Annotated in this window: 19 protein-coding genes and 1 pseudogene; 12 read left to right on the forward strand and 8 right to left on the reverse strand. The window is 72.5% G+C overall.

Annotated elements, in window-relative coordinates; translation table 11 throughout:
* Window positions 1–4: 4 nt before the first annotated feature.
* Window positions 5–856: a carbohydrate ABC transporter permease gene (locus JXZ78_RS03985; protein ID WP_030018219.1), complete on the forward strand. Its 852-nt coding sequence runs from the start codon at window positions 5–7 to the stop codon at window positions 854–856.
* A 24-nt stretch (window positions 857–880) separates the two neighbouring features.
* Window positions 881–1558 carry a S1 family peptidase gene (locus tag JXZ78_RS03990; RefSeq protein ID WP_030018218.1) on the forward strand — a complete coding sequence of 226 codons (678 nt, stop codon included), beginning with the start codon at window positions 881–883 and terminating at the stop codon, window positions 1556–1558.
* Window positions 1559–1585: 27 nt separating this feature from the next.
* Here the strand turns inward: JXZ78_RS03990 and JXZ78_RS40120 are convergent, their stop codons facing one another.
* Window positions 1586–5719, reverse strand: a complete 4134-nt coding sequence (locus JXZ78_RS40120) for an nSTAND1 domain-containing NTPase (protein ID WP_308280972.1) — start codon at window positions 5717–5719, stop codon at window positions 1586–1588.
* A gap of 266 nt (window positions 5720–5985) precedes the next feature.
* On the opposite strand from JXZ78_RS40120, the gene JXZ78_RS04000 reads away from it, so the two are divergent.
* From JXZ78_RS04000 to JXZ78_RS04030, 7 genes are all read left to right on the forward strand, one after another.
* Window positions 5986–6693, forward strand: coding sequence for a helix-turn-helix domain-containing protein (locus JXZ78_RS04000; protein ID WP_030025243.1), 708 nt, complete (start codon window positions 5986–5988; stop codon window positions 6691–6693).
* A 35-nt stretch (window positions 6694–6728) separates the two neighbouring features.
* Window positions 6729–7463, forward strand: a complete 735-nt coding sequence (locus tag JXZ78_RS04005) for a mycothiol-dependent nitroreductase Rv2466c family protein (protein ID WP_050503117.1) — start codon at window positions 6729–6731, stop codon at window positions 7461–7463.
* A gap of 199 nt (window positions 7464–7662) precedes the next feature.
* The gene (locus JXZ78_RS04010; RefSeq protein WP_238782652.1) at window positions 7663–8445 is read left to right on the forward strand and encodes an ABC transporter ATP-binding protein; all 783 of its coding nucleotides are present in this window, start codon (window positions 7663–7665) and stop codon (window positions 8443–8445) included.
* Between the two features lie 42 nt (window positions 8446–8487).
* The gene (locus tag JXZ78_RS04015; protein ID WP_030025249.1) at window positions 8488–11058 is read left to right on the forward strand and encodes an ABC transporter permease; all 2571 of its coding nucleotides are present in this window, start codon (window positions 8488–8490) and stop codon (window positions 11056–11058) included.
* Between the two features lie 136 nt (window positions 11059–11194).
* Window positions 11195–12190, forward strand: a complete 996-nt coding sequence (locus JXZ78_RS04020; RefSeq protein WP_033040454.1) for a YihY/virulence factor BrkB family protein — start codon at window positions 11195–11197, stop codon at window positions 12188–12190.
* 136 nt (window positions 12191–12326) lie between these two features.
* The gene (locus JXZ78_RS04025) at window positions 12327–13985 is read left to right on the forward strand and encodes a catalase (protein WP_238782653.1); all 1659 of its coding nucleotides are present in this window, start codon (window positions 12327–12329) and stop codon (window positions 13983–13985) included.
* 137 nt (window positions 13986–14122) lie between these two features.
* Window positions 14123–14428, forward strand: coding sequence for a hypothetical protein (locus tag JXZ78_RS04030; RefSeq protein WP_030025254.1), 306 nt, complete (start codon window positions 14123–14125; stop codon window positions 14426–14428).
* 140 nt (window positions 14429–14568) lie between these two features.
* Here JXZ78_RS04030 and JXZ78_RS04035 read toward each other — a convergent pair whose 3' ends face one another.
* The 4 genes from JXZ78_RS04035 to JXZ78_RS04050 all read right to left on the reverse strand — a co-directional run bounded on the left by JXZ78_RS04035 (window position 14569) and on the right by JXZ78_RS04050 (window position 16844).
* A complete protein-coding gene (locus tag JXZ78_RS04035) occupies window positions 14569–14829 on the reverse strand; it encodes a DUF4235 domain-containing protein (RefSeq protein ID WP_030025256.1) in 261 nt (86 codons plus the stop codon).
* A complete protein-coding gene (locus JXZ78_RS04040) occupies window positions 14829–15245 on the reverse strand; it encodes a DUF3618 domain-containing protein (protein ID WP_050503118.1) in 417 nt (138 codons plus the stop codon). Before JXZ78_RS04040 ends, JXZ78_RS04035 begins: the two co-directional genes overlap by 1 nt.
* The gene (locus JXZ78_RS04045) at window positions 15242–15673 is read right to left on the reverse strand and encodes a phage holin family protein (RefSeq protein WP_030025260.1); all 432 of its coding nucleotides are present in this window, start codon (window positions 15671–15673) and stop codon (window positions 15242–15244) included. The genes JXZ78_RS04040 and JXZ78_RS04045 overlap by 4 nt, the downstream gene beginning before the upstream one ends.
* A gap of 145 nt (window positions 15674–15818) precedes the next feature.
* Window positions 15819–16844: an ATP-dependent 6-phosphofructokinase gene (locus JXZ78_RS04050; RefSeq protein ID WP_030025262.1), complete on the reverse strand. Its 1026-nt coding sequence runs from the start codon at window positions 16842–16844 to the stop codon at window positions 15819–15821.
* Between the two features lie 229 nt (window positions 16845–17073).
* On the opposite strand from JXZ78_RS04050, the gene pta reads away from it, so the two are divergent.
* From pta to pyk, 3 genes and pseudogenes are all read left to right on the forward strand, one after another.
* Complete coding sequence (gene pta, locus JXZ78_RS04055) at window positions 17074–19173, forward strand: phosphate acetyltransferase (RefSeq protein WP_030025263.1); 2100 nt, start codon at window positions 17074–17076, stop codon at window positions 19171–19173.
* Window positions 19174–19217: 44 nt separating this feature from the next.
* Complete coding sequence (locus tag JXZ78_RS04060) at window positions 19218–20459, forward strand: acetate kinase (protein WP_030023390.1); 1242 nt, start codon at window positions 19218–19220, stop codon at window positions 20457–20459.
* Window positions 20460–20574: 115 nt separating this feature from the next.
* Window positions 20575–21996: pseudogene (pyk, locus tag JXZ78_RS04065) on the forward strand (pyruvate kinase); the annotation flags it as partial.
* An 86-nt stretch (window positions 21997–22082) separates the two neighbouring features.
* Here pyk and JXZ78_RS04070 read toward each other — a convergent pair.
* The 3 genes from JXZ78_RS04070 to JXZ78_RS04080 all read right to left on the reverse strand — a co-directional run bounded on the left by JXZ78_RS04070 (window position 22083) and on the right by JXZ78_RS04080 (window position 24722).
* Entirely contained in the window at window positions 22083–23453 is a 1371-nt protein-coding gene (locus JXZ78_RS04070) for a hypothetical protein (protein WP_030023393.1), read from the reverse strand.
* The gene (locus tag JXZ78_RS04075; protein WP_030023394.1) at window positions 23443–23949 is read right to left on the reverse strand and encodes a DUF6114 domain-containing protein; all 507 of its coding nucleotides are present in this window, start codon (window positions 23947–23949) and stop codon (window positions 23443–23445) included. The genes JXZ78_RS04070 and JXZ78_RS04075 overlap by 11 nt, the downstream gene beginning before the upstream one ends.
* 143 nt (window positions 23950–24092) lie before the next feature.
* On the reverse strand, window positions 24093–24722 hold the full coding sequence (locus JXZ78_RS04080; protein WP_030023395.1) for a DUF6230 family protein: 630 nt from the start codon (window positions 24720–24722) through the stop codon (window positions 24093–24095).
* Window positions 24723–25302 lie beyond the last annotated feature (580 nt).

Raw genomic sequence — 25302 nt, forward strand, 5'->3', positions numbered from 1 at the left:
CGCGGTGCGCACCTCCCGTGCCAGGCCCCTGCTGACCCGCCGCACCCGGCGCCGCCTCGCCGCCGACGCGGCGCTGCTCGCCGTGGCCGCCGCCTTCGCCGTACCGCTGGCCTGGCTGGTGCTCTCCTCGCTGGACACCGAGGCGACGCTGCGGGTCCGGGTGCCGGGGTCGCCCTCGCTGGACAACTTCTCGGCGGTCCTGACGGACGAGATCACCTTCACGCCGATGCTCAACAGCCTGGTGCTGTGCGGCAGCGCCACCGCCCTGACGGTCGCCTGCGCGGCGCTGGCGGCCTACCCGCTGTCCCGCTACCGCTCCCGGTTCAGCCGCCCGTACCTGCTGACCGTCCTGTTCTCCACCTGTCTGCCCATCACCGCGGTCATGGTCCCGGTGTACGCGCTGTTCGTCCAGGTCAACCTGATCGACACCGTGTACGGCACCGCGCTGTTCCTCGCCGCCTCCCAGCTCCCGTTCGCGATCTGGCTGATGAAGAACTTCATGGACGGCATCCCCCGGGTCCTGGAAGAGGCCGCCTGGACCGACGGCGCGTCCTGGTTCCAGACGCTGTGGCGGGTGATCCTGCCGCTGACGGGGCCGGGCGTCACGGTCGTGACGATCTACACCTTCGCCATCATGTGGGGCAACTTCTTCGTCCCGTTCCTGCTGCTCCTGTCCCCCGAGCAACTGCCCGCCTCCGTCAGCATCTTCACCTTCTTCGGCAACTACGGCGCCATCGCCTTCGGACAGCTGGCGGCGTTCTCGATCCTGTACTCGACGCCGGTCGTCCTGCTGTACGTGCTGATCTCGCGCCGGCTGGGCGGCGGGTTCGCGCTGGGCGGCGCGGTGAAGGGCTGACCCGCTCCCTCCCGAGGAGGAACCGTGAGACCGAGATCCGTCGCCGTGCTCCGTTCCCTGACCGTGCTGGCTGCTGCCGCGGTGGCTGCCCTGTCCACCGCCCCGGCCGCGGCTGCCGCCCCGACCGCGGTCCGCGGCGGCAACGTCCTGTTCAGCGCGTCGGGCCGCTGCACCGTCGGCTTCAACGCCACCAAGGGCGGCACCTATTACGCGATCATGGAGGGCCGGTGCGTGGGCGGCGCCCGGGACTGGTACGCCGACGCGGCCCGTACCGTGCACGTCGGCGTGACCGAGGCGGTGCGCTACCCCGGCGACGACTACGCCGTGATCCGCTACACCAACACGGCTGTCTCCTACCCCGGCGAGATCGACCTCGGCGGCGGCCGGTACCTCGACGTCACCGGCGCCGCGCGGCCCGTCGTCGGCCAGTCGGTGTGCCTGCCCGGCGCCACGACCGGCCGGCACTGCGGGCGGGTGGAGGCCGTGAACGTCAGCGTGAACCACCCGGAGGGCACCGTGTCCGGGCTCGTGCGGACGTCGGCCTGCACCGAGCCGGGTACGGCGGCGGGCCGCCCCGCCGTCTCCGGCAGCACCGCCGTCGGCCTCGCCCTGGGCGGCGGCGGCAACTGCGCCTCCGGCGGCACCACCTACCTCCAGCCGGTCCTTCCGGCGCTTGCGGCATTCGGCCTCACCCTGCACTGACGGAACCCCGCGCCGGCGGACCGGCGCTCACCGGCAGTACCAGTCCTCCGGCACGCCCCGCGCCGTCTGCGCCCAGTGGCCCTGCCGGCTCAGCCGGCAGATGTTCTCGGCCGTGTCCCCGGCGTCGACGGACCACTCCCGCACCGTGCCGTCCGCGCTGCCGCTGACCATCGACCGGCCGCCGGGCCAGTACGACAGGGACAGCACGCTGCCGGTGTGCCCCGACAGCACGGCTGTCGTGCTGCGGGCGGCCACGTCCCACAGGCGCACGGTGTCGTCGTCCCCGCCCGAGGCCAGGAAGCGGCTGTCCGGGCTGAACGCCAGTGCGGCGACGCTGCTGGAGTGGCCGCGCAGCGTGGCGGCCAGGCGGCGCCCCGGGACGTCCCACAGCAGGATGTCGTGGTCCGTGCCGGACGTGGCCAGGGTCTTGCCGTCGTCGGCGAAGGCGGCGGCGAAGACCGGATAGGAGCGGCCGGTGAACCGGGCGGTCTCTTCGAGGGTGGCCGCGTCCCACAGCCCTACGACGCCCCGGTTGCCGGCGTTCTCGGTGACCGCCAGATTCCTGCCGTCCGGGGAGAAGGTGACGGTGGACCCGTTGCCCGCGAGCCGGCGCGTGGCCGTGGGCCGGTGGCTCGCCACGTCCCACAGGATCAGGCGGCGGTCGTCACCGACGCTGGCCAGCCGTTTGCCGTCCTTCGAGAAGGCCGTTTCCCGCACGGTGCCGGTGTGCCCGCGCAGGGTGGCGAGCAGCCGTCCGGAGCGCACGTCCCACAGCCGGACCGTACGGTCGGCGTGCACGGACGCGAAGACGTCGCCCTGCGGCGAGAACACCAGGCTGGTGATCATCCCGGGCGGTGCGTCGAGCGACCGCAAGGGGCGCGGCCGGTCGGCGGACCACAGCGTCAGCTCGCTGCCCGCGGCGGCGATGGTCCGGCCGTCCGGGGAGACCGCGACCGAGGTGATCCCGCCCTGCCGGCCGCCGAGCTGCTCCCGCCCGTGGCCGGCGGCGCGCCACAGCCGGACCGTGCCCGTGTCGTCGTCCGCGGGCGCGGCCAGGGCGGTGCCGTTTCGCGCGTACGACAGCGCGCTCGCCGACTCCACGCGCGCCGTGAACTTCTCCCGCGCGTGCCGGGAACGCACGTCCCACAGCCGGACGATGCCGTCGTAACTGCCCACGGCGAGGGTACGGCGGTCCGGCGACCAGGCCAGGGCCGTGACCCGGTCGGCCGCACCGGTGAGTTCGCCCGCCCGGCGACGCCCGGCGACGTCCCACAGCCGCACCGTACGGTCCCCGCCCCCGCTGGCGAGGCTGTGCCCGTCCGGGCTGAAGGCCAGCGCGAACACCGGCTGCACGTGCCCGGTGAGGGTGGCCAGCGGCCGGTGGGTGCGCGCGTCCCACAGCCGGACCGTACGGTCGTCACCGGCCGACGCCAGGACCTTGCCGTCCGGCGAGAAGGACACCGCCGTCACATTGCCCCGGTGCCCGGCGAGATCGGCGACCGGGCGCCGCGAGGCGACGTCCCACAGCCGGACCTCGTCGCCCGTGCTGCCGGACGCGAGGGTGCGGCTGTCCCGGGAGAAGGACAGCGACATCACCCGGCCCGAAGGGCCCTCCAGCACACCGAGCAGGCGGCGCTCGGCGACGTCCCACAGCCGTACGGTGCTGTCGTCCCCGGCGGACGCGAGGAACCGGCCGTCCGGGCTGAAGGCGAGCGCGTAGACCGGGCCGATGTGGCCGATGAAGGTGCCACGCAGCCGGTCGGTGGCGGTGTCCCACAGCTTGACCGTACGGTCCACCGAGCCGGTGGCCAGGGTGCGGCCGTCCGGGCTGAAGGCCACCGCGTTCACCACGCCGGTGTGGCCGGTGAACTGGTTGGCGCGGAACGCGCCGTAGGCGCTCAGCAGGCTGCCCCGCGCCTCGACCGTCGGCGCCTGCCGGTAGCCGTACAGCGCGGTCAGCGCCGCCGCCTGGGGCTGCTCCCGGCGCAGTTCGGCGGCCTCCGCCGCGTACTGGCGGGACACCGCGATCCGGCGCTGCGCCTCGGCGTCCGCCCGCTGTTCGAACGCGATGCCCGCCGCGATCAGCGCGAGGACGAGCAGGGCGCCGAGCGAGGCGGTGAGCCAGCGGGCGCGGCGGCCCCGCCGCCGGTCGGCGCCGGTGGCGCTGCGCAGGAAGTCCCGTTCCAGGGCGTTGAGCGCGGCACCGTGCACCCGCGCCCAGGTCTGCGCGCCGGCCAGCTGCGCGCCCCGGTACAGCGCGCCGGCGTCCCGGCCCAGTTCGTGCCACGCCTCGGCGGCGGTGGTGAGTCTGCGGTGGGTCCGCAGCGCCTCCCGGTCCTCGTCGAGCCAGTGCCGCAGCCGGGGCCAGGCCCGGATCACGGCCTCGTGGGCCACCTCGACCGTCCCGTCGGACAGCACCACCAGCCGGGCGGCGGCCAGCTTGCGCAGCAACCCGTCGAGCTCCTGCGGTTCGGCCAGGCCGTCCAGTTCGCGGCGGGCCAGCCGGCGCCGGGTGTCCTCGGTCCCCTCGCCGAGCGCGGTCAGCCGCAGGAACACCGCCCGCATCACGTCCCGCTGCCGGGGCGCGGCCTCCTCGTACATCCGCTCGGCGGTCTGCGCGACGGCGCCGCGCATCCCGCCGGTGGCACGGTAGTCGGCCAGCCGCAGGGTGTCGCCGCTCCGCCGCTGCCACGCCTCGCGCATCGCGTGCCCGACCAGCGGCAGCGCGCCCGGCTGACCGGCCGCCTCGGCCAGTACCGCCTCCACCAGGTCGGCGTCCACCTGGACGCCGGACCGGACGGCGGGCTCGGCGATGATGTCCCGCAACTCGGCGCGGCTGGGCGGCCCGACGGGCAGCTGGGCGGCCGTACGCAGCACGGCGACCAGCCCCGGGTGGACGAAGCAGCGCGCGTAGAAGTCGGCCCGGATGCCGACGGCCAGCCGGATCCGCCGGTCGTCGGAGCAGGCCAGGCCGGCCACCGCGCCGAGGAAGGCGGTGCGCTCGGCCTCGTCGGCGCAGAGCGTGAAGGCCTCCTCGAACTGGTCGACGACCAGCAGCGCGCGGGTGGTGTCGGGCCGCGCGGCGAGCCAGGTGCGCAGGGCCAGGTCGAGGGCGGCGGGGTCGTCGTCCATGCTGCGGCGGAGGGGGGTGGCGGGGGTTTCGGGGGCGGGGTTCTCAGGGGCGAGGGCTTCGGGGGCGGGGGCTTCGGAAGTGGGGGCTTCGGAAGTGGGGGCTTCGGAAGTGGGGGCTTCGGAAGTGGGGGTGGGGCCGTCGTCCGTACGCGCCTGCTCGTCCGTGCCCGCGTCGCTCTCGCCCGTGCCCGCGGGGCCCTGGCCCTCGCCCGTGCCCGCGGGGCTCTGGCCCTCGCCCGTGCCCGGGGATGCGTCCGTACGCGCGGAGCCGCCCGTACCCGTGACGTCGTCCGCACGCGCGGAGCCGCCCGTGCTCGCGGCCTCAGCCGTCCCCCCGGCCCCTTCGGACCCTTCACCCTCCCCCTCCCCCACAGCCCCCACCGCCTGCCCCACCGCAGCGTCCGTGTCGGCGGCCGGACTTCCGCCCCCCGGCGGGCCGGGTTCCGCCACCAGGCGGGCCACCGCCGCCGCCAGGGCGGTGAGCGGCCGCGCTCCGGGGGTCAGCAGTACGGGGTGCCAGTGCGCGCCGAGGTGGGGCAGCAGCCCGGCCCGCAGCAGGGAGGACTTGCCGCTTCCGGAGGCGCCGAAGACCACGGTGAGCGTGTGCTGTTCGACGCGCCCGGCCAGCTCCTTGGTGAGGGTCGCCCGGCCGAAGTACTCGGCGGCGTTGGCGGCCTCGAAGGCGGCCAGCCCCGGGTACGGGCACCGTGCGGTGGGTTCGTCGCCGCCGGCCCCGGCGGCCGCCCGCCACCGTGCCTCCCACTCGGCACGCTCCCCGCCGCACGCCTGGGCGTAGGCCAGTACGACGTCCAGCGTCGCCAGCCGCTCCCCCTTGGCCGCCTCCGCCAGGGTGCTGGCCGAATAGTGCGCCGTCTTGGCGAGCGTGCGATAGCTCGGCGTCCCGGCCCGCTGCCGCAGTTGCCGGAGCTCCCAGGCCAGCCGCTCCACCGGCCCGGCCTGCGGGTCCACCGGCCGTTCGGGCCGTCCCAGCCGGGGCTTGTGCTGCCCTCCCCCTGCGATCCCCGCCACCTTCTTCCTGCGCCGGGGCCGCCCCCCGCGGCCCGATCTCCCATTGTCCGACTTGTTTGTCCCGGACGAGCTGCACTTTCGGACAACTCCACGGCGTTGCACAGTCGTGGTCTCCGGGGCCGCCGGGGTGGCGAACGGGGGTGGTGCGAGTACCCCGCGTCCTCGCATCGCAAGCGATCCCGGCCCCCCGGACAGCCGTAGCTTCCTACGACTTCGCTTCCTGTACCTCCGCACCATAGGTGCGCCGGTGCCGCCGCCCCTACCGTGTGCCGGTGACCACGCACCCCACCGGCGGCCCGTCCGGGCCGCCGTTCGACGCAGCGGCGGCGCGGCGGCTGCGCGAGGCGCTCGGCATGACGCACGCGCATGTCGCGTACGGGCTCTGGGCGGCGTACGGGCTGCGGGTGCCGCCCGCGGCCGTGGCTGCCTGGGAGCGGGGCGAGGCGTCCCCTTCGCAGGCCGAGCTGACCGCGCTGGCCGGGGCCCTGTGGTGCGCGCCGGGCGAACTGCTCGCGGCGCCACGGACCTTGCGCGATCACCGGCTCGCGCGTGGCATGGCGGCGGACGACCTGGCGCTGCGTATCGGGATGGACGCCGCCGCGTACGCACGGATGGAGGCGGCCGGTACCTGGTCCGGCAACGACCGGCAGGCGGCCGGGCTGGCCGAGGCCCTGCGGCTGCCGCCCCGCGCGCTGACGCGGCTGACCGGCCGCGACGGCAGGCTCACCGAACTGCTGCGCAGTGCCGCGACGACCCGATGGCAGGCGTACGCGCGGCCGGTCGCCAAGCTCGTCCCGCTGCCGAAGCCGCGGGTGCAGGCGGCGCTCCGCGGGCTGCACGGCGACTACCAGGGGCTGATGACCGCCTCGCTGAACTGGGGCGGCGGCGGAAGCGCCGACGCGTCGGGGCAGGCCGGGCAGACGTTCCTCGATGGCATCCTGGAGACGTTCTGGGCGCGCACCGGCGGTGGCTGACCGCGTCCGGTCCCTACGGCGGGGAGGGCGGCGCGGTGGACAGGGCGGCAGAGGGGACAGCGGGCGGGTCAGCCGACGGCTCCGGGGGCACGGCGGAGGTCACGGCGGAGGTCACCGCGGACTTCTGGTTCGACCCGGTCTGCCCGTACACCTGGATCGCCGCGCAGTGGCTCCGGGAGGTGACCCGGGTCCGCCCGGTCGGGGTACGGCTGCGCCTGATGAGTCTCCAGGTGCTCAACGAGGGCCGGGAGGTCAACCCCGAGGACCCGGGCGGCGAGTGGGGCGCGTATCTGTGGGCGCCGGTACGGGCCTGTGCGGCGGTGCAACAGCGGTACGGGCACGCGGCGTTGGGCCGCTTCTACCGGGCGCTCGGCATCCGGCTGCACCACCGGGGCGAGTGGGACGGCATCGAGCGCGCGCTGTCGGACGCGGGGCTGCCGCGCGAGGTGGCCGCGGCGGCGTGGACCACGGAGTACGACGCGGTGATCCGGTCCTCGCACGCGCGCGCTGTCGCCCTGGTCGGAACGGATGTCGGCACGCCGGTCGTCGCGGTGGGCGGGGCGGCCTTCTTCGGGCCGGTGGTCTCGCCCGCTCCGCGGGGAGAGGCGGCGGGCCGGCTGTGGGACGGTGTCCTGAAGCTGGCTTCCGTACCGGGCTTCCACGAGCTGCGCCGCCCGGCCGCCGCCGCACCGGACTTCGGGCCCGAACCGGCCGCCGGGGCCTTTCCTCGTGTCGGCCACAAGTCGGACGGATGTCCCCCTACGGGATGACGGCCCCTGCCCAGGTCGGACTTCCGGCCGGTACCGCTTTCACCACTTCGGACTGAGGCATCGGGGCCCCTGACCACGAAGAATGGGACTGCACCACACACCTGCCTCCCAGGGCCTTCCCGGCCCCGTGGAGCCCGGTGTCCCGCCGGGGCCCGACCGCCCCGGCGGCCCCGCCCGTCCCCTTCCCAGGAGTTCACCCGTGTCCCACGCGGCCGCTTTCCCCGCCCCCGCCCGAGCCACCGCGGCCGTCGCCGCCCGCGCCACGGACCTGAGCAAGGTCTACGGACAGGGTGAGACCCAGGTGGTCGCGCTGGACCAGGTGTCCGTCGAGTTCGGCCGGGCCCGCTTCACCGCGATCATGGGGCCGTCCGGTTCCGGCAAGTCCACACTGATGCACTGCATGGCGGGCCTGGACTCCATATCGTCCGGCTCGGCCCTGATCGGGGACACCGAGCTGACCGGTCTGAACGACAAGAAGCTGACCCAGCTGCGCCGCGACAAGATCGGCTTCATCTTCCAGGCGTTCAACCTGCTGCCGACGCTGACCGCGCTGGAGAACATCACGCTGCCGATGGACATCGCGGGCCGCAAGCCCGACCGGGACTGGCTGGACCGCATCGTCTCGACGGTCGGTCTGTCCGGACGGCTCAAGCACCGGCCCGCGCAGCTCTCCGGCGGCCAGCAGCAGCGCGTCGCGGTGGCCCGCGCGCTGGCCTCCCAGCCCGAGATCATCTTCGCCGACGAGCCGACCGGCAACCTCGACTCCCGCTCCGGCGCCGAAGTCCTGGGCTTCCTGCGCGAATCCGTCCGGGCGATGCAGCAGACCGTCGTCATGGTCACCCACGACCCGGTCGCCGCCGCCTACGCGGACCGGGTGATCTTCCTCGCCGACGGCCGCATCGTCGAGGAGCTGTACGAGCCGACCGCCGACGCCGTCCTGGACCGGATGCGGCTGTTCGACGCCAAGAACCGTACGAGCTGACGCCCGCCGCCGCCCTCTCACCCCAGGACTGACACCACCACCATGTTCCGAACCGCCCTGCGCAACGTGCTCGCGCACAAAGCCCGCCTGATGATGACCGCTCTCGCGGTCCTCCTCGGCGTGGCCTTCGTCTCCGGCACCCTGGTCTTCAGCGACACGGTCGGCGAGGCCGTCAAGAAGGCTTCGGCCAAGAGCTTCCAGGACGTGGCCGTCTCCGTACAGGCCACCTCGGGCGACGCGCCGCCCATCCCCGAGGACGGGCAGAACCGCACCACCCTGCTCACCGACCGGCTGGCCGACCAGGTCCGCTCGCTGCCGGGCGTGGCCACCGTGCACGCCAACGTCCAAGGCCGCGCCACCGTCGCCGACAAGGACAACCAGCCGATCGGCAACGACTGGCAGAACGTGGCCACCAACTACCAGCCGGGCGCGGGCGGCAAGGACAGCCGCTACCCGGTCGTCCAGGGCCACGGTCCGGCCTCGGCCGGCGAGATCGCCCTCGACGAGGCCACCGCCGAGAAGAGCGGCCTCAAGCTCGGCGACACCGTGCGCTTCGCCACCGACGGACCGGCCCTGCACAAGAAGCTCGTCGGCATCGTCCACTCCGAGGACCCGCAGGTCACCGCGGGCGGCAGCCTCGCGCTGTTCGACACCGCCACCGCCCAGAAGCTGTTCGTGCACCCCGGCCAGTACGACGAACTCGTGGTGGCCGCCAAGCCCGGCACCGATGAGAAGGCGCTGACCGCCGCGGTCGAGAAGCTGCTGCCGAAGGACCGCGCGACGGCGACCAGCGGCGCCGCGCTCGCCGCCGACCAGGCCAAGATGGTCGAGCAGAGCAACCAGGCGATGAGCAAGACGCTGCTGGTCTTCGCCGGTATCGCGCTGTTCGTCGGCATCTTCATCATCGCCAACACCTTCACCATGCTCATCTCCCAGCGCAGCCGCGAGATCGCGCTGATGCGGGCGATCGGCGCCTCCCGCCGCCAGGTGGTGCGCTCGGTGCTCGCCGAGGCGGGCCTGCTCGGCCTGGTCTCCTCCGTCGTCGGCTTCGCCCTCGGCACCGGCATCGCGGTCACCATGCGCGCCGTGCTCAACGCCAACGGCGCCGGCTTCCCCGACGGCCCGCTCGTCATCAGCCCCAACGCCGTACTGTCCGCGCTCGGCGTCGGCGTGCTGGTGACCGTACTGGCCGCCTGGCTGCCCTCCCGCAAGGCCGCGAAGATCGCCCCGGTCGAGGCGCTGAACACCGTGGACGCGGCGCCCAAGCTGCGCGGCCTGGTCGTGCGCAACACCATCGGCGCGGTCGTCACCGCCGCCGGCGTCGCGATCATGCTCTACGTCTCCACCCTGAAGGACGCCGAGGACATCACGCCCGCCATGGCGGGCTCGGCGCTCACCCTGGTCGGCGTCATCATCCTCGCGCCGCTGCTGTCCCGGCCGCTGGTCTCGCTGGTCGGCAAGGTCACCACCCGGGTCTTCGGCATCAGCGGCAAGCTGGCCAAGGAGAACGCGCTGCGCAACCCGCGCCGTACCGCGGCCACCGCCTCCGCCCTGATGATCGGCCTCACCCTGATCACCGGCATGACGGTCGCCGGCGTCTCCGGCCAGCGCGCCTCGGACGAGATGGCCGCCCAGGGCCTGACCGCCGACTACCAGGTCAGCACGGCCAACTTCCGGGGCCTGGACCCCGAACTGACAAAGAAAGCCGGGCAGCTGCCGGGCGTGCAGGCGGCGGTGCCCCTGCGCTCGGCCGCCTTCGAGACGGACGGCGGCAGCGGTTACGGCTCGATCACCGGCACCGACCTCGCCAACCTCGACAAGGTGACCGCCCTGAAGTTCGTCAGCGGATCGCTGGACGCGGTGCGCGACGGCGGGGTCGCGGTCTCCCGCAGCCGGGCGGAGAAGCTGCACTGGAAGACGGGCGAGACCCACGAGGTCGGCTTCTTCACCGGCACGGAGAAGAAGGAGAAGGCCCGGCTGAAGGTCGCCGGCGTCTACGAGGACAACGCCACCGTCGGCGACCTGTTCGGCTCCACCGCGCTGGTCGACCCGCACAACAAGCCCGTCAAGGACGAGAAGGTCCTGGTCAAGACGGCCAACGGGCCCGACGCGGGGCTGGAGAAGGAGATCCGCAAGGCCCTCGGCGACAGCCCGCTGCTCAAGGTCCAGGACAAGGACGCGCTGCGCAAGGAGAACGCCGGCAGCATCGACACCGTCCTGAACATGGTCTACGGACTGCTCGGCATGGCCGTGATCATCGCGGTGGTCGGTGTCGTCAACACCCTGGCCATGTCGGTCTTCGAACGCACCCGTGAGATCGGGATGCTGCGCGCCATCGGCCTGGCCCGCGGCGGCATCAAGCAGATGGTCCGGCTGGAATCCGTCGTCATCTCCCTGTTCGGCGCGGTGCTCGGCATCGGCGTGGGCGTCTTCCTCGCCTGGGCCGGCGGCAAGATGGCGGCCGGCGCGATGCCGACGTACGAGATGATCCTGCCGTGGGACCGGCTGGGCATCTTCCTGGCGATCGCCCTGGTGGTCGGCGTCCTCGCCGCCGCCTGGCCGGCCCGCCGCGCCGCCCGCCTGAACATGCTGGAGTCCATCGGCGCCCAGTGACCCCGAAGGCGCCTGCCCTTCCCGCCCGTCCGCCCCGTCCCTCTTCCCCCAGGGACGGGGCGGACGCTTTCGCGGTTCCGGCGGGAGAACCGGACGCCGAGGGTTCGGCCGCCCCGAACGGGCAACCCGCAGCGGCATGGCAGCCGAATCCTCGTCCGGGAAACCCACCACGCTGATCGCCCACTCGTGGTGGTCCGTACTGCGGCGTACGGCCAAGGAGTTCGTGGACGACGAGCTCCACGACCGCGCCGCCGGCCTCACGTACTACGGGGTGCTCTCCCTCTTCCCCGCGCTGCTGGTGCTGGTCTCGATGCTCGGGGTGATCGGGAAGTCGGCGACCGACGCCGTTCTCGGCACGCTGGAGGAGATCACGCCGGACGCCGCGCAGCAGATCCTGAGCGGCGCGGTGCGCCAGCTCCAGCACGGTCCCGGTACGGGCAGTGTGCTGGCCGTGCTGGGCCTGCTGGCCGCGCTGTGGTCGGCCTCCAGCTACATCGCGGCCTTCATCCGGGCCGCCAACGCCGTCTACGACCTGCCGGAGGGGCGGCCGGCGTGGAAGACCCTGCCGCTGCGGCTCGGTGTGACGGTCGTGCTGATGGTGCTGCTGGCCGCCAGTGCGGTGATCGTGGTCTTCACCGGCTCGCTGGCCCGGCAGGCGGGCCGCGGCCTGGGCATCGGTGACACCGGCCTGGCGGTCTGGTCGGTCGCCAAGTGGCCCGTCCTGGTCCTGCTCGTGGTGCTGATGATCACCATCCTGTACCGCGCCACGCCGAACGTACGCGACCAGGGGCTGCGGTGGCTGACCCCCGGCAGCTTCCTGGCCGTGGCGCTGTGGCTGGCCGCCTCGGCGGGCTTCGCGCTGTACGTCGCGAACTTCGGCTCGTACAACAAGACGTACGGCACCCTGGCGGGCGTCGTGATCTTCCTGGTCTGGCTGTGGCTGTCGAACCTGGCGGTCCTGCTGGGTCTGGAGTTCGACGCCGAGCTGGCCCGGCAGCGGGCGATCACCGAGGGGCACCCGCCGCGGGAGGAGCCGTACGTGGAGCCGCGGGACACCCGTACCTGGCCGGACCGCCTGCGCCGGCCGCACCGGCGCCACCGTACGGAGCGGGAGCCGTCGCCGGACCACTGAGAGCCGCCCGGCGGGACTGCCCCAAAAAGGTGAGCGTCCGCACCACCGCCGCCCCAGTGGGTACCTCTGACCTTCCGGGGCCCTGCCCACGGTCCGGGCCCGAGCGCCTTTCGAGTGCTGAAGGAAACCGAGAGCAGTGACAGACGTAGCAAGCCAGGGACCGGCACCCGGCGACGACCGCCCGGTGCTCACCAACCGGCAAGGCCACCCGGTCTACGACAACCAGAACCAGCGGACGGTCGGCGCGCGCGGACCGGCCACGCTGGAGAACTACCAGTTCATCGAGAAAATCAGCCACTTCGACCGGGAGCGCATCCCGGAGCGGGTCGTGCACGCCCGCGGGGTGACCGCGTACGGCTTCTTCGAGAGCTACGGGAAGTGGGGCGACGAGCCCGTCGGCCGGTACACCCGGGCCAGGCTGTTCCAGGAGGCCGGCAAGCGCACCGAGGTGGCCGTACGGTTCTCCACCGTGATCGGCGGCCGGGACTCCTCCGAGGCGGCCCGCGACCCGCGCGGCTTCGCGGTGAAGTTCTACACCGAGGACGGCAACTGGGACCTGGTCGGCAACAACCTGGGCGTCTTCTTCATCCGGGACGCCATCAAGTTCCCCGACGTCATCCACGCCCTCAAGCCCGACCCGGTCTCGCACGAGCAGAAGCCGGCCCGCATCTTCGACTTCATGTCGCAGACGCCGGAGTCGATGCACATGCTGGTCAACCTCTTCAGCCCGCGCGGCATCCCGGCCGACTACCGGCACATGCAGGGCTTCGGCGTCAACACCTACAAATGGGTGAACGACGCGGGCGACACCGTCCTGGTCAAGTACCACTGGCTGCCCAAGCAGGGCGTGCGCAGCATGACCGAGGCGGACGCCGCCGCCGTCCAGGCCGGGGAGCTGGGCCACGCGACGAAGGACCTGTACGACGCGGTCCGGCGCGGTGACCACCCCGAGTGGGAGCTGGTCGTCCAGATGATGAGCGACGACGACCACCCGGAGCTGGACTTCGACCCGCTGGACGACACCAAGACCTGGCCGGAGCAGGACTTCCCGCCCCGCCCGGTGGGCCGGATGGTGCTCGACCGGATGCCGGACAACTACTTCGCCGAGAACGAGCAGATCTCCTTCGGCACCGGCGTCCTCGTCGACGGCCTGGACTTCTCCGACGACAAGATGCTCATCGGACGGACCTTCTCCTACAGCGACACCCAGCGCTACCGCGTCGGCCCGAACTACCTCCAGCTGCCGGTCAACCGCGCCAAGCACGCCCCCGTGCACACCAACCAGCGCGACGGCCTGATGGCGTACGAGCAGGATCAGCACGGGCAGAACCCGGAGGTCAACTACGAGCCGTCGATCACCGGCGGCCTGCGGGAGGGCACCTACCCGACCCACGACGAACAGGGACCGGAGATCCACGGCCGGCTCACCCGCAAGCGCATCCCGCGCACCAACGACTACCTCCAGGCGGGCCAGCGGTACTGCCTGCTGGAGGACTGGGAGCGCGACGACCTGGTGAAGAACCTCACCGACCTGATCTCGCAGGCCGACCGTCCGGTCCAGGAGCGGATGGTGTGGCACTTCCTGCTGGTCGACAACGACCTCGGGCTGCGGGTCGGCGAGGGGCTGGGCATCGGTCCGAAGGACGTCGCCCACCTGGAACCGCTGGCGAGCCAGGACCTGACGGACGAGGACCGGAAGCGGCTGACGCGCCTCGGCGACAATCCGCCGCGGGACGTCTCCGGGCTGACCATGACCCACTGCGTACCCGACGAGCGGCATACCGTCGCCTCCTGACGGGCACGGTGAACGCACGGACGACGCCCTGCGGCACGGCCCTGCCGGCGATCCGGCGGGGCCGTGCCGTGTGTGCACCGAGGTGGTCTCCCGCGCCTCCCGCGCGCGGGGCGCCACGGGAGGAGGAACGATCAGGCATGGCAGCGGCGAAGCGGTACGCGGTCGCGGGATCGGGCCAGTGGGTGGACGACGAGGACGGGCGACGGCTGCCGGCGGGCGAGGTGCACGCCTGGGAGCAGGGGCTGAACCAGACGGTGTGCGGCCTCTCGCTCCGCCGCTCGCAGCTGGCGCGGTTCCCGCACATCGTCTGGCCCGACATCCTCCCCGAGTCCGGCGGGGCCGCGGACCGCGTCCAGCGGGTGTGCCCCCGCTGCGCGTCCGTCGCCGGGCGCCGGGGCGGTGACGCCCGCCCCCGGTGGCACCGCACCAATCCCCGGCCGTGACCGGGCCGCTCGCCTGCCGCCGTGCGGGTGCACAGCGCGGCGCCGTGCAGCCGTACGGCATGCGGACGTAGGGCATGCGGACGTAGGGCATGCCGCCGTACCGCGGCACCGGCGGCGGCGTACGGGGCCGGAACCGGTGCTCAGCCCGGCCAGGTGCCGGTGGCCTTGCGGACGGCCACCGCGCCGCTGCGGTCCACGGCCGCCTTGACCACCGCGAGCGTCGCGCCCTGGAGCGCGGCGGCGGACAGCACCTCGCGCCAGCGGCGTTCCTCGTCCGTGGCGTCCGGCGCGTCCTGTTCGCCACCGACCAGCTTCCACAGGCGCTTGAACAGGGCACCGGCCAGCATGCCGCCGAGGAGGCCGAACACCATCCCCAGGGGCTTGTAGAGAAGTTTGATCATCAGTGGTGTCCTTTGCTCCGGCAGGCCCGCCGGGCCTTGGTGCCCGCCTTGGCGAGCGGGCGCTGGATCTTCTTCCTCGTCCGCAGCTCCTTACGCAGTGTCGTACGCACCGGGTACGGACGCACCCGCGACCGGGTACGGCGGCGGCGCAGCACCAGGACGCCGGCCAGCAGTGCGCCGCCCGCGACGGCGGCCGTGCGGACGGCCGGGGAACCGGCCACCCGGTCCGTGACCGCCGCGGTCCGGCGCAGGGTCCGGTCCTTGACGCGGACCGCCTTCTCCTGGGCCCGGCTCTTCACGTCGGCCTTGTCGGCGAGCGCGGCGACGGTGTCGCCGAGTTCCTGCCGGGTCCGCTCGATGCGGGCGCGCAGTTCGGCCGGGCTCGCGGTGCCGTCCTTGCCGGGGTCACTGGTCATCGCCGGGCCCTCTCCTTGATCGTCTCGACGTCCTTCCGGACGCTGCGTACGGCCTCCTCGGGCACCGGCGGGGTGGCGCGGCGGATCCGCTGCCGTCCCAGCAGTCCCAGGACCGCCGCCAGCACCAGCAGCGCGCCCACGACCACCAGGCCCGCCGCCCACAGCGGCAGCACCAGCCCTAGCGCGATGATCGCGGTCGCCACCAGGGCCTGGGCCGCCAGGAACGCCACCGTGCCGGCGCCGCCGAGCAGCCCGCCGCCCACGCCGAAGCGCTTGCCCTTGCGGGCCAGTTCCGTCTGCGCCAGCCGCATCTCGTCACGCACCAGGCTGGACAGCTGTTCCGACGCCTGGGAGACCAGCTCGTTGACCGGCCTGCTGTCCGGCCTGCCGTCCGGCCGGGCCGTCCGGTGATCCACGAAATCGCTCATCCCGGTCACGCCTCCTTCCTCGTGCGCGCCGGGTACCTCCTCACGGGCCGGTTAACCGGATCCGTGGCCCGTACGGGTGCCGGGCACACGAAAGGCGCGCGCCCCCGGCAGGGGGACGCGCGCCGACAGCTGCGGAAGCGGTGGGTCAGAAGACCGACTCGGTCTCGTCCATCCGGCTCACCGGCACGGTCTTCAGCTCGGTGACCGCGTCGGCCAGCGGGCTCATCACGATGTCCGTGCCGCGCAGGGCGGTCATCTGGCCGAAGTCGCCGCGGTGCGCGGCCTCGACGGCGTGCCAGCCGAAGCGGGTGGCCAGCACGCGGTCGTACGCGGTGGGCGTGCCGCCGCGCTGGACGTGGCCGAGGATGACCGGGCGGGCCTCCTTGCCGAGGCGGTGCTCCAGCTCGCGGGCGAGGGCGGTGCCGATGCCCTGGAAGCGCTCGTGGCCGTACTGGTCGATCTCGCCGTGGCCGTAGTCCATCGTGCCCTCGGCGGGGTGGGCGCCCTCGGCGACGCAGACCACGGCGAACTTCTTGCCCCGGTCGAAGCGCTCCTCGACCATGGCGACCAGGTCGTTCACGTCGAAGGGGCGCTCCGGCAGGCAGATGCCGTGGGCGCCGCCGGCCATGCCGGACTCCAGCGCGATCCAGCCCGCGTGCCGGCCCATGACCTCGACGACCATGACCCGCTGGTGCGACTCGGCGGTCGTCTTGAGGCGGTCGATGGCCTCGGTGGCGACGCCGACGGCGGTGTCGAAGCCGAAGGTGCGGTCGGTGGCGGAGATGTCGTTGTCGATGGTCTTGGGCACACCGACGATCGGCAGACCGGCGTCGGCGAGCATCGTCGACGCGGTGAGCGTGCCCTCGCCACCGATGGGAATGAGCACGTCGATGCCGTACTCACGGGCCAGGTCCTTGCCGTTCTCGCACGCCTCGCGCAGCCGGGCGCGCTCCAGGCGGGCGGAGCCGAGGATGGTGCCGCCGCGGGCCAGGATGCCGCTGACGGCGTCCAGGTCCAGCTTGCGGTACCGGCCGTCCAGCAGGCCCTTGAATCCGTCCTCGAAGCCGATGACCTCGTCGTCGTGGCCGGTGAGGGCCCGGTGCACCACCGAACGGATCACAGCGTTGAGGCCGGGGCAGTCGCCGCCCGCGGTGAGGACTCCGATACGCATGGTGCTGTGTCTCCTGTGCTCGCTGTTGGTTCTTGTGAGCCGGTCCGATTGTTTCACGGGCCGGCCGGCGTTGCTCTCACAGCGTCGGGCACCACTGCGGCTGCCCGCTGACACATGCGTAAAACTGGAGGGGCGGCTTAACCACAGCCGCAGGTATTGTCAAGAGGGGCAAGCTCACCATAACGGGAAATTTGACCTTGCGAAGCGACGGATGGATCGGAGAGCACGCGTGACGCGCAGCGTGTACGTGACCGGTATCGACCGCGGCGACGGCCGTCAGGTGGTGGAGCTGGGAGTCATGGAACTCCTGACCCGCCACGTGGACCGGGTGGGCGTCTTCCGCCCGCTGGTGCATGACGGGCCCGACCGCCTGTTCGAACTGCTGCGGGCCCGTTACCGGCTCTCCCAGCCCGCCGAGACCGTCTTCGGTCTCGGCTACGAGGAGGCCGCCCGCCTCCAGGCCGAGCAGGGCACCGACGAGCTGGTCTCCCAGCTCGTCGAGCGTTTCCACCGGGTGGCCAAGGACCACGAGTACGTCCTGGTGCTCGGCTCCGACTACGCGGCCACCAGCCTGCCGGCCGAGCTGAACCTCAACGCCCGGCTGGCGAACGAGTTCGGCGCCGCGGTGCTGCCGGTCGTCGGCGGCCAGGGCCAGGAGGCCGAGTCGGTGCGCGCCGAGGCCCACAACGCCTACCGTGCCTACCACTCGCTGGGCTGCGACGTCGTCGCCCTCATCGTGAACCGGGTGGCGCCCGGGCAGCACGCGGCCGTCGCCGGGCAGCTCTCCGCCCACCTGCCCGTCCCCTGCTACGCGCTCCCCGAGGACGGCGCCCTCTCCGCGCCCACCGTCGGCCAGATCGTGCACGCGCTCGGCGCCGAGGTGCTGCTCGGCGACGACTCGGGGCTGGCCCGCGACGCCCGCGACTTCGTCTTCGGCGGCGCCATGCTGCCGACCTTCCTGAAGGCGCTGACCCCCGGCTGCCTGGTCGTGACCCCCGGCGACCGCGCCGACCTGGTCATCGGCTCGCTCGCCGCGCACAGCGCCGGCGCCCCGTCCATAGCGGGTGTGCTGCTGACCCTGGACGAGCGGCCCGGGCCCGACATCATGGCGCTGGCCAACCGCCTCGCGCCCGGCACCCCGGTCGTCTCCGTCTCCGGCGGCTCCTTCCCGACCGCGGCGGAGCTGTTCGCCGTCGAGGGCAAGCTGAACGCCGCGGCGCCGCGCAAGGCGGAGACCGCGCTCGGCCTGTTCGAGCGGCATGTGGACACCGCCGAGCTGACGAACCGGATCTCCGTCGCCCGCTCCGGCCGCGTCACGCCGATGATGTTCGAACACGAGCTGATCGAGCGCTCCCGCGCGGGCCGCCGCCGGGTCGTCCTGCCGGAGGGCAACGAGGAGCGGGTGCTGCGCGCCGCCGACGTGCTGCTACGCCGCGACGTGTGCGACCTGACGCTGCTCGGCGAGGAGGAGGCGATCCGCAAGCGCGCCGCCGACCTCGCCATCGACCTGGCGGGCGCGCAGATCATCGACCCGCAGGTCTCCCCGCTGCGCGAGCGCTTCGCCGAGCTGTACGGCAAGCTCCGCGCCCACAAGGGCGTCACCTACGAGCTGGCGTACGACGTCGTCGCGGACGTGTCGTACTTCGGCACCCTGATGGTGCAGGAGGGCCTGGCCGACGGCATGGTCTCCGGCGCGGTGCACTCCACCGCGGCCACCATCCGCCCCGCCTTCGAGATCATCAAGACCAGGCCGGGCGCGCAGATCGTCTCCTCGGTGTTCTTCATGTGCCTCGCCGACCGTGTCCTGGTCTACGGCGACTGCGCGGTCAACCCGGACCCGGACGCCGAACAGCTCGCGGACATCGCCATCCAGTCGGCGGCCACCGCCGCCCAGTTCGGCGTCGAGCCGCGGATCGCGATGCTGTCGTACTCCACCGGCACCTCCGGCTCCGGCGCGGACGTCGACAAGGTGCGCAAGGCCACCGAGCTGGTCCGCGAGCGCCGTCCCGACCTGCTGGTCGAGGGCCCGATCCAGTACGACGCGGCCGTGGACGCCGCGGTGGCCCGGACGAAGCTGCCGGACTCCGAGGTGGCCGGCCGGGCCACCGTGCTGGTCTTCCCGGACCTGAACACCGGCAACAACACCTACAAGGCCGTGCAGCGCTCGGCCAACGCGGTCGCCGTCGGCCCGGTGCTCCAGGGCCTGCGCAAGCCGGTCAACGACCTGTCGCGCGGCGCGCTCGTCCAGGACATCGTCAACACCGTGGCCATCACGGCCATCCAGGCGCAGGGTGCGGCACCGGGCGGCTCGCCCGCCGCCGACGTCTGAGGCCCCGCGCCGCCCGCCCCCCACCACCGACCGAAAGCTGCTTCATGACTGCCAACGCCACCCGCGTCCTCGTCCTCAACTCCGGCTCCTCGTCGGTGAAGTACCAGCTGCTCGACATGAAGGACAACTCCCGGCTCGCCGTGGGCCTGATCGAGCGCATCGGTGAGGAGACCTCGCGCCTGTCCCACACCCCGCTGGCCGCGGGCGGGGATGGGCCCCTCCTCGCCGAAGGCGGGCGAGGAGGGCGTGAGCGCGAGGCCCGGATAGCCGACCACGAGGAGGCGCTGAAGGCGGTCGCCGACGAGCTGTCCGCCGACGGGCTCGGCCTGGACTCGCCCGAGCTGGCGGCGATCGGGCACCGGGTGGTGCACGGTGGCCTGAAGTTCACCGAGCCGACCGTGATCGACGACGCGGTGCTCAAGGAGATCGAGCGGCTGGTGCCGGTCGCGCCGCTGCACAACCCGGCGAACATCACCGGCATCCGGACCGCCCAGGCGCTCCGCCCCGACCTGCCGCAGGTCGCGGTCTTCGACACGGCCTTCCACACCACGATGCCGGAGCACGCGGCGCGCTACGCCATCGACGTGGAGACCGCCGACGCGCACCGCATCCGCCGGTACGGCTTCCACGGCACCTCGCACGCGTACGTCTCGCGCAAGACCGCCGAGCTGCTCGGCAAGGCGCCCGAGGACGTCAACGTCATCGTGCTGCACCTGGGCAACGGCGCCTCCGCCTCGGCGGTGGCCGGCGGCCGCTGCGTGGACACCTCCATGGGGCTGACGCCGCTGGAGGGCCTGGTCATGGGCACCCGCTCCGGTGACATCGACCCGGCCGTGGTCTTCCACCTCAAGCGGGTGGCCGGGATGGACGCGGACGAGGTCGACGAGCTGCTCAACAAGAAGAGCGGTCTGGTCGGGCTCTGCGGCGACAACGACATGCGGGAGATCCGCCGCCGGATCGACGAGGGCGACCAGCGGGCCGCGCTCGCCTTCGACATCTACATCCACCGGCTGAAGAAGTACATCGGCGCCTACAGCGCGGTACTGGGCCGGGTGGACGCGGTGGCGTTCACCGCGGGCGTCGGCGAGAACGCCGCCCCGGTGCGCGAGGCCGCGGTCCTGGGTCTGGAGGAGCTGGGGCTGGCGGTGGACGCCGACCTGAACGCCGTACGGTCCGACGAGGCGCGGCTGATATCGCCGGAGTACGCCCGGGTCGCGGTCGCCGTCGTCCCCACGGACGAGGAGCTGGAGATCGCCGGCCAGACATATGCCCTGGTCAGCAACTGACCTCCGGCACACCCGCCAGGCGCCGCCGGCACCCGCGCGGCGCCTGGCCGACACCTCGCACCCGGGCACCCGAGCCCAAATAATTCCGCTCCGAAACAAACGATAGGATTGAGCCATGCGCCGTTCCAAAATCGTCTGCACCCTGGGCCCCGCCGTCGACTCCTACGACCAGCTGAAGACGCTGATCGAGGCCGGCATGAACGTGGCCCGATTCAACATGAGCCACGGCACCCACGCGGAGCACGAGGAGCGCTACCACCGCGTCCGCAAGGCCGCCGAGGAGACCGGCCGCGCCATCGGCGTGCTGGCCGACCTCCAGGGCCCCAAGATCCGCCTGGAGACCTTCGCCGACGGCCCCGTCGAGCTGGTGCGCGGCGACGAGTTCGTCATCACCACCGAGGACGTGCCCGGCGACAAGACCATCTGCGGCACGACCTACAAGGGCCTGCCCGGTGACGTCTCCAAGGGCGACCCGGTCCTGATCAACGACGGCAACGTGGCGCTCCAGGTCGTCGAGGTCGACGGTCCGCGGGTGCGCTGCATCGTCATCGAGGGCGGTGTCATCTCCGACCACAAGGGCATCAACCTGCCCGGCGCGGCGGTCAACGTCCCGGCGCTGTCCGAAAAGGACATCGAGGACCTGAAGTTCGCCCTGAACATGGGCTGCGACCTGGTCGCCCTGTCCTTCGTGCGGGACGCCAAGGACGTCCAGGACGTGCACCGCGTCATGGACGAGGTCGGCCGGCGCGTCCCGGTGATCGCCAAGGTGGAGAAGCCGCAGGCGGTCGCCAACATGGAGCAGGTCGTCGCGGCCTTCGACGGCGTGATGGTGGCCCGTGGCGACCTCGCCGTGGAGTACCCGCTGGAGAAGGTCCCGATGGTGCAGAAGCGCCTGGTGGAGATGTGCCGGCGGAACGCCAAGCCGGTGATCGTGGCGACCCAGATGATGGAGTCGATGATCACCAACTCGCGGCCGACCCGCGCCGAGGCGTCCGACGTCGCCAACGCGATCCTGGACGGCGCCGACGCGGTCATGCTCTCCGCCGAGTCCTCGGTCGGCCAGTACCCGATCGAGACCGTCAAGACGATGTCGAAGATCGTCGAGGCGGCCGAGGAGGAGCTGCTGGCCAAGGGCCTGCAGCCGCTGGTCCCGGGCAAGAAGCCCCGTACCCAGGGCGGCGCGGTGGCCCGCGCGGCCGCCGAGATGGCCGACTTCCTCGACGGCAAGGCGCTGATCGCCTTCACCAAGTCCGGTGACACCGCCCGCCGGCTGTCCCGCTACCGCTCGGCGCAGCCGATCCTGGCCTTCACCACGGACGCCGCCACCCGCAACCAGCTCGCGCTGAGCTGGGGCGTGGAGACCTTCGTCGTCCCGCACGTGGAGCACACCGACGAGATGGTCGACCTGGTCGACGCCGAGCTGCTGAAGCTCCAGCGCTACAACGACGGCGACACCATGATCATCACCGCCGGTTCGCCCCCCGGCGTCCCCGGCACCACCAACATGGTCCGCGTCCACCACCTGGGCGGCGACCGCGGCTGCCGCGCGGCGTGTGCCCTGAGAACGGCGGTGGGCCGCATCCCCTCGGGGGTGCGGCCCACCGCCGTACGTACGTGCCGGGCTCAGTCCGAGACCGAGTGGTGCAGCCCCGGAATCGTCAGGGTGCCGCCGAACTGGCCCGCCTGGGTGATCTTCACCTTGGTGAAGTACGCAAAGGGGACGTTGAGGGGCGGCGGGTGCTCCGGGTCGAAGACGATCGGGATCAGGCCGAAGAGGTTGCCCTGGAGACGCTCGGTGTACATGGTGACCTTGCCGTCGCGGATCGTCGAGGTCGACCCCGCGGCCGCCCGGACGTGGTACTTCTTCCCGGCCTGGCCGTCCACGATCTGGTGGAGGTCGCCGATGTCGATGCTGTCGGCGGTGAACTTCAGGGCCTGCTTGGTGCGGCCGTCGGGCATCGTGAGGTTGACGACACCCTCGTAGTCCAGACCGCGCAGGGTCAGACCGCTGGACTCCAGGTACCAGGGCTGGTTCGGGACGGTGGCCGGGGGCTGCTCGGCCGTGCCGGCGACCTTCTTCTCCTCGACGCAGGGGAAGGGTTTCTTGCCGTCCGCGTCAGGGGTGTTCGGGCCGGCGCTGCTGCTGGGGGACGGGGAAGCCGAGGGGGAGGCGTCGTCCGCCGTGTCCTTCGCGTCCTCCAGCGCCTTCCCTGTCTTGTCCTTGGCGTCGTCGGCCGCTGCGCCCAGCTTGTCGGTGGTGTCCTTGAGCCGGTCGGTGGCCTTGCCGCCGGGCTTGCCGGACGTGTCGCCGGAGCCGGGGCCGGAGTCCTTGCCCGCGGGTGCGGAGGAGGACGGGGACGGCGACGGAGACGTGCCCGGGGTGCCGGGCTTGCCGTCGCCGGGATGGAAGACGTCGTGCAGCTTCTTGCCCACGCCCAGCGGGTCGTACCAGGGGTTCTGCTCCGAGGGGGACGGGGAGGCGGAGGGGGACGGAGTGGTGGACCTGCCCGCGGACGGGGTCGGGGCGGGCTCCTGGGGAGGGCCCTTCTTGTCCGGGGACGGGGAGGAGGCGCCGGGGGTGGGGGTGGCGTCCGTACCGGAGTCCCCGGTGCCGGAGCCGTGGCCCTTGCCGGACCCGTCGTTGGCCGACTTGTCCTTCTCGGCCTTGTCCTTCTCGGCCTTGTCCTTCTCGGCCTTCTCCTTCTCGGCCTTCTCCTTCTCCGCCTTCTCCTTCGCCTGCTGCTCCGCCGTGTCGGGCGCGCTGACGCACGGGCCGTTCCGGAAGGGGCTCTCCGGCGGCTGCGGCTTGGCCATCGCCAGCTGCGGTGTCAGGCCCATGCCCATCAGGACCGCGGTGGGCATCGCGGCGAGGGCGATCGCCTTGCCCGCGGGTACGTGCAGCCGGGTCAGCAGCGGTTTGCGCGGGGCCGCGTGGCGCGGCCCGGTTCTCGCCGCCGGGGTGGCCGCTCGCGTCTCGTGCTCGTCACCCGGCACTGTGCCTCCCGTTCGTCCCGGTGACCGGGCTCGCTCCTGACAGGTCGTCCGGTGCGCCGCCCACGGGCCGGGCCGGTTCGCCCCCCTCGGGGGCGACGGGCTTGCCCGGCGCCCAGGAGACCGCCAGCGCGCCGCCGACCAGGCCCAGCGCGAAGCCGACCACGAAGGCGCCGAAGTTGGAGACCACCAGGGAGACCAGGGACAGCAGGATCGCCGCGACACCCGCGAAGACGCGGGAGGCGGGCTGGAACCACATGGTCAGGCCGAGCACGACCAGGAGTACGCCGATGATCAGCGAGCCGGCGCCCGCGGTCGTCGCCATCCGGACGGTCAGGGAGCCGATCGTGAGGTTCGCGTAGGGGATGTACATGATCGGAAATCCGGCCAGCAGCGTCAGCACCCCGCCCCAGAACGGGCGCTGACCTCGCCACTCCCGGAACGAAGTGCGCGTGCGGCCGGTCTTCTCGTTCAGCCGTGGTCGCGTGTCGGCGCTCATGTCGTACAGCTCCTCGGGACTGGCTAATCGGTGGTACGTGAGCTGGAGTGCGTGGCACGGCGGCCACCGGCGTACGGGTGCGGGGCGCGCGGACGGCGAGACCGCTCCGCCGCGCACGCCCCCGCCCCCGTGCGCTCAGTGCGTCAGTAGCACTCGTTCTTGCCGCGCTTGACGCTCATGTTCAGGCCACTGAGCTGGAACGTGCCGGCCGTGGTGGCCCAGGCGCGCTGCTCGACGTCCTTGAACAGGACATGCTCGGCCTGCTGGGCGAAGGAGCCGGGGAGGTAGGTCCCCCGGCCACCCTCGCCGGGCTTGGCCGGGCCCGGCCCCTTGGTGGTGTTGTCCACCGAGACGCCGATGTCCACGTTGGTGAACGTCGCGTTGGTCCGCAGATCGTCGGCGTCGATGTAGAGCTTCTTCGCCAGGACGGGGTCCTTGCCGGCGCCCGCCTCCAGCCGCATCGTGACATCACCGAAGACCGGCACCGGCACGACGACCGACTGGCACAATGCGGTGATCTTCGCGGAGTTCAGCCCCACCACGGCGACCGGGCGCTGGCCGTCGTTGCCCTTGTCGAGGGCTCCGTACTGCACGAACCCGGTACCGTCGAGTTCCTTCGCGGTGACCTTGAACTGCTGACCGGAGACGCTGAACGACGCTGCCAGCGCACCCTGCGCGATGGCGACTCCGATGGCAGCCGTCGCCGCGACGCTCGGCACCATGACAACGGCGAACCGCTTCCATCTGGTCCCGCCACGAGCCAGGGACTCCATGACTTTCCTCCTTCTCGGACGTACATCTCCGGTTGCGGCCCGGGTCTGGGGGAGACGGCGGCCGTACCTGGGATGGGAGAAGTGCTACGTCCTCGGGAAGGAGAGCGCCCGTACCGAAAAGGCGTACAGGCGTACGGCGTTCCGATGCACCGGCGATCACCCCCGAGCGACAACCACTGGCCACGCTCGCGCGCGGCGCTTGGCGGACAGGCCCTGCCGGGTGGGCAGGAACCCCCCTGTCCGGGACCGGTGGCGGTGCCGCCGGCCACTCGGTGGGGACCCATGGACCCCGCGGCACCGACCGGTTGCCGGGCGGCGGGAATGGACCGAGCGTGGCCGATCGTGGTGCATCGGCGGCCGTCGCACAAGGGGTTCGTTACTTGCCAGTAACGCAGAGCTGGCCAGGGCACAACGGCGCGAAATCAGGCAGCCACCCAGGGTCGTCGCCGACGGTGAGCAGACTTGGGGAAATCAGGGATGAACACCGACGAAACCCCTCTCCCCTCTTACTCCAAGTAACAGCGGCCACGATTACCAAGATTTGGTAAAACGTGGCCGCTGCCGTGTGGTGGGGTCCGCG

Source organism: Streptomyces monomycini (assembly GCF_022271435.1).
Lineage (GTDB): Bacteria > Actinomycetota > Actinomycetes > Streptomycetales > Streptomycetaceae > Streptomyces > Streptomyces monomycini.

Bases quoted from the DNA above. Each gene is read 5' to 3' on its own strand.
- JXZ78_RS04035 (WP_030025256.1), bottom strand. From the start codon at position 14,829: ATGATCAAACTTCTCTACAAGCCCCTGGGGATGGTGTTCGGCCTCCTC.
- JXZ78_RS04060 (WP_030023390.1), top strand. From the start codon at position 19,218: ATGACTGCCAACGCCACCCGCGTCCTCGTCCTCAACTCCGGCTCCTCG.
- JXZ78_RS04030 (WP_030025254.1), top strand. From the start codon at position 14,123: ATGGCAGCGGCGAAGCGGTACGCGGTCGCGGGATCGGGCCAGTGGGTG.
- JXZ78_RS04020 (WP_033040454.1), top strand. From the start codon at position 11,195: ATGGCAGCCGAATCCTCGTCCGGGAAACCCACCACGCTGATCGCCCAC.
- JXZ78_RS04040 (WP_050503118.1), bottom strand. From the start codon at position 15,245: ATGACCAGTGACCCCGGCAAGGACGGCACCGCGAGCCCGGCCGAACTG.
- JXZ78_RS04015 (WP_030025249.1), top strand. From the start codon at position 8,488: ATGTTCCGAACCGCCCTGCGCAACGTGCTCGCGCACAAAGCCCGCCTG.
- JXZ78_RS04050 (WP_030025262.1), bottom strand. From the start codon at position 16,844: ATGCGTATCGGAGTCCTCACCGCGGGCGGCGACTGCCCCGGCCTCAAC.
- JXZ78_RS04045 (WP_030025260.1), bottom strand. From the start codon at position 15,673: ATGAGCGATTTCGTGGATCACCGGACGGCCCGGCCGGACGGCAGGCCG.
- JXZ78_RS04075 (WP_030023394.1), bottom strand. From the start codon at position 23,949: ATGAGCGCCGACACGCGACCACGGCTGAACGAGAAGACCGGCCGCACG.
- JXZ78_RS04080 (WP_030023395.1), bottom strand. From the start codon at position 24,722: ATGGAGTCCCTGGCTCGTGGCGGGACCAGATGGAAGCGGTTCGCCGTT.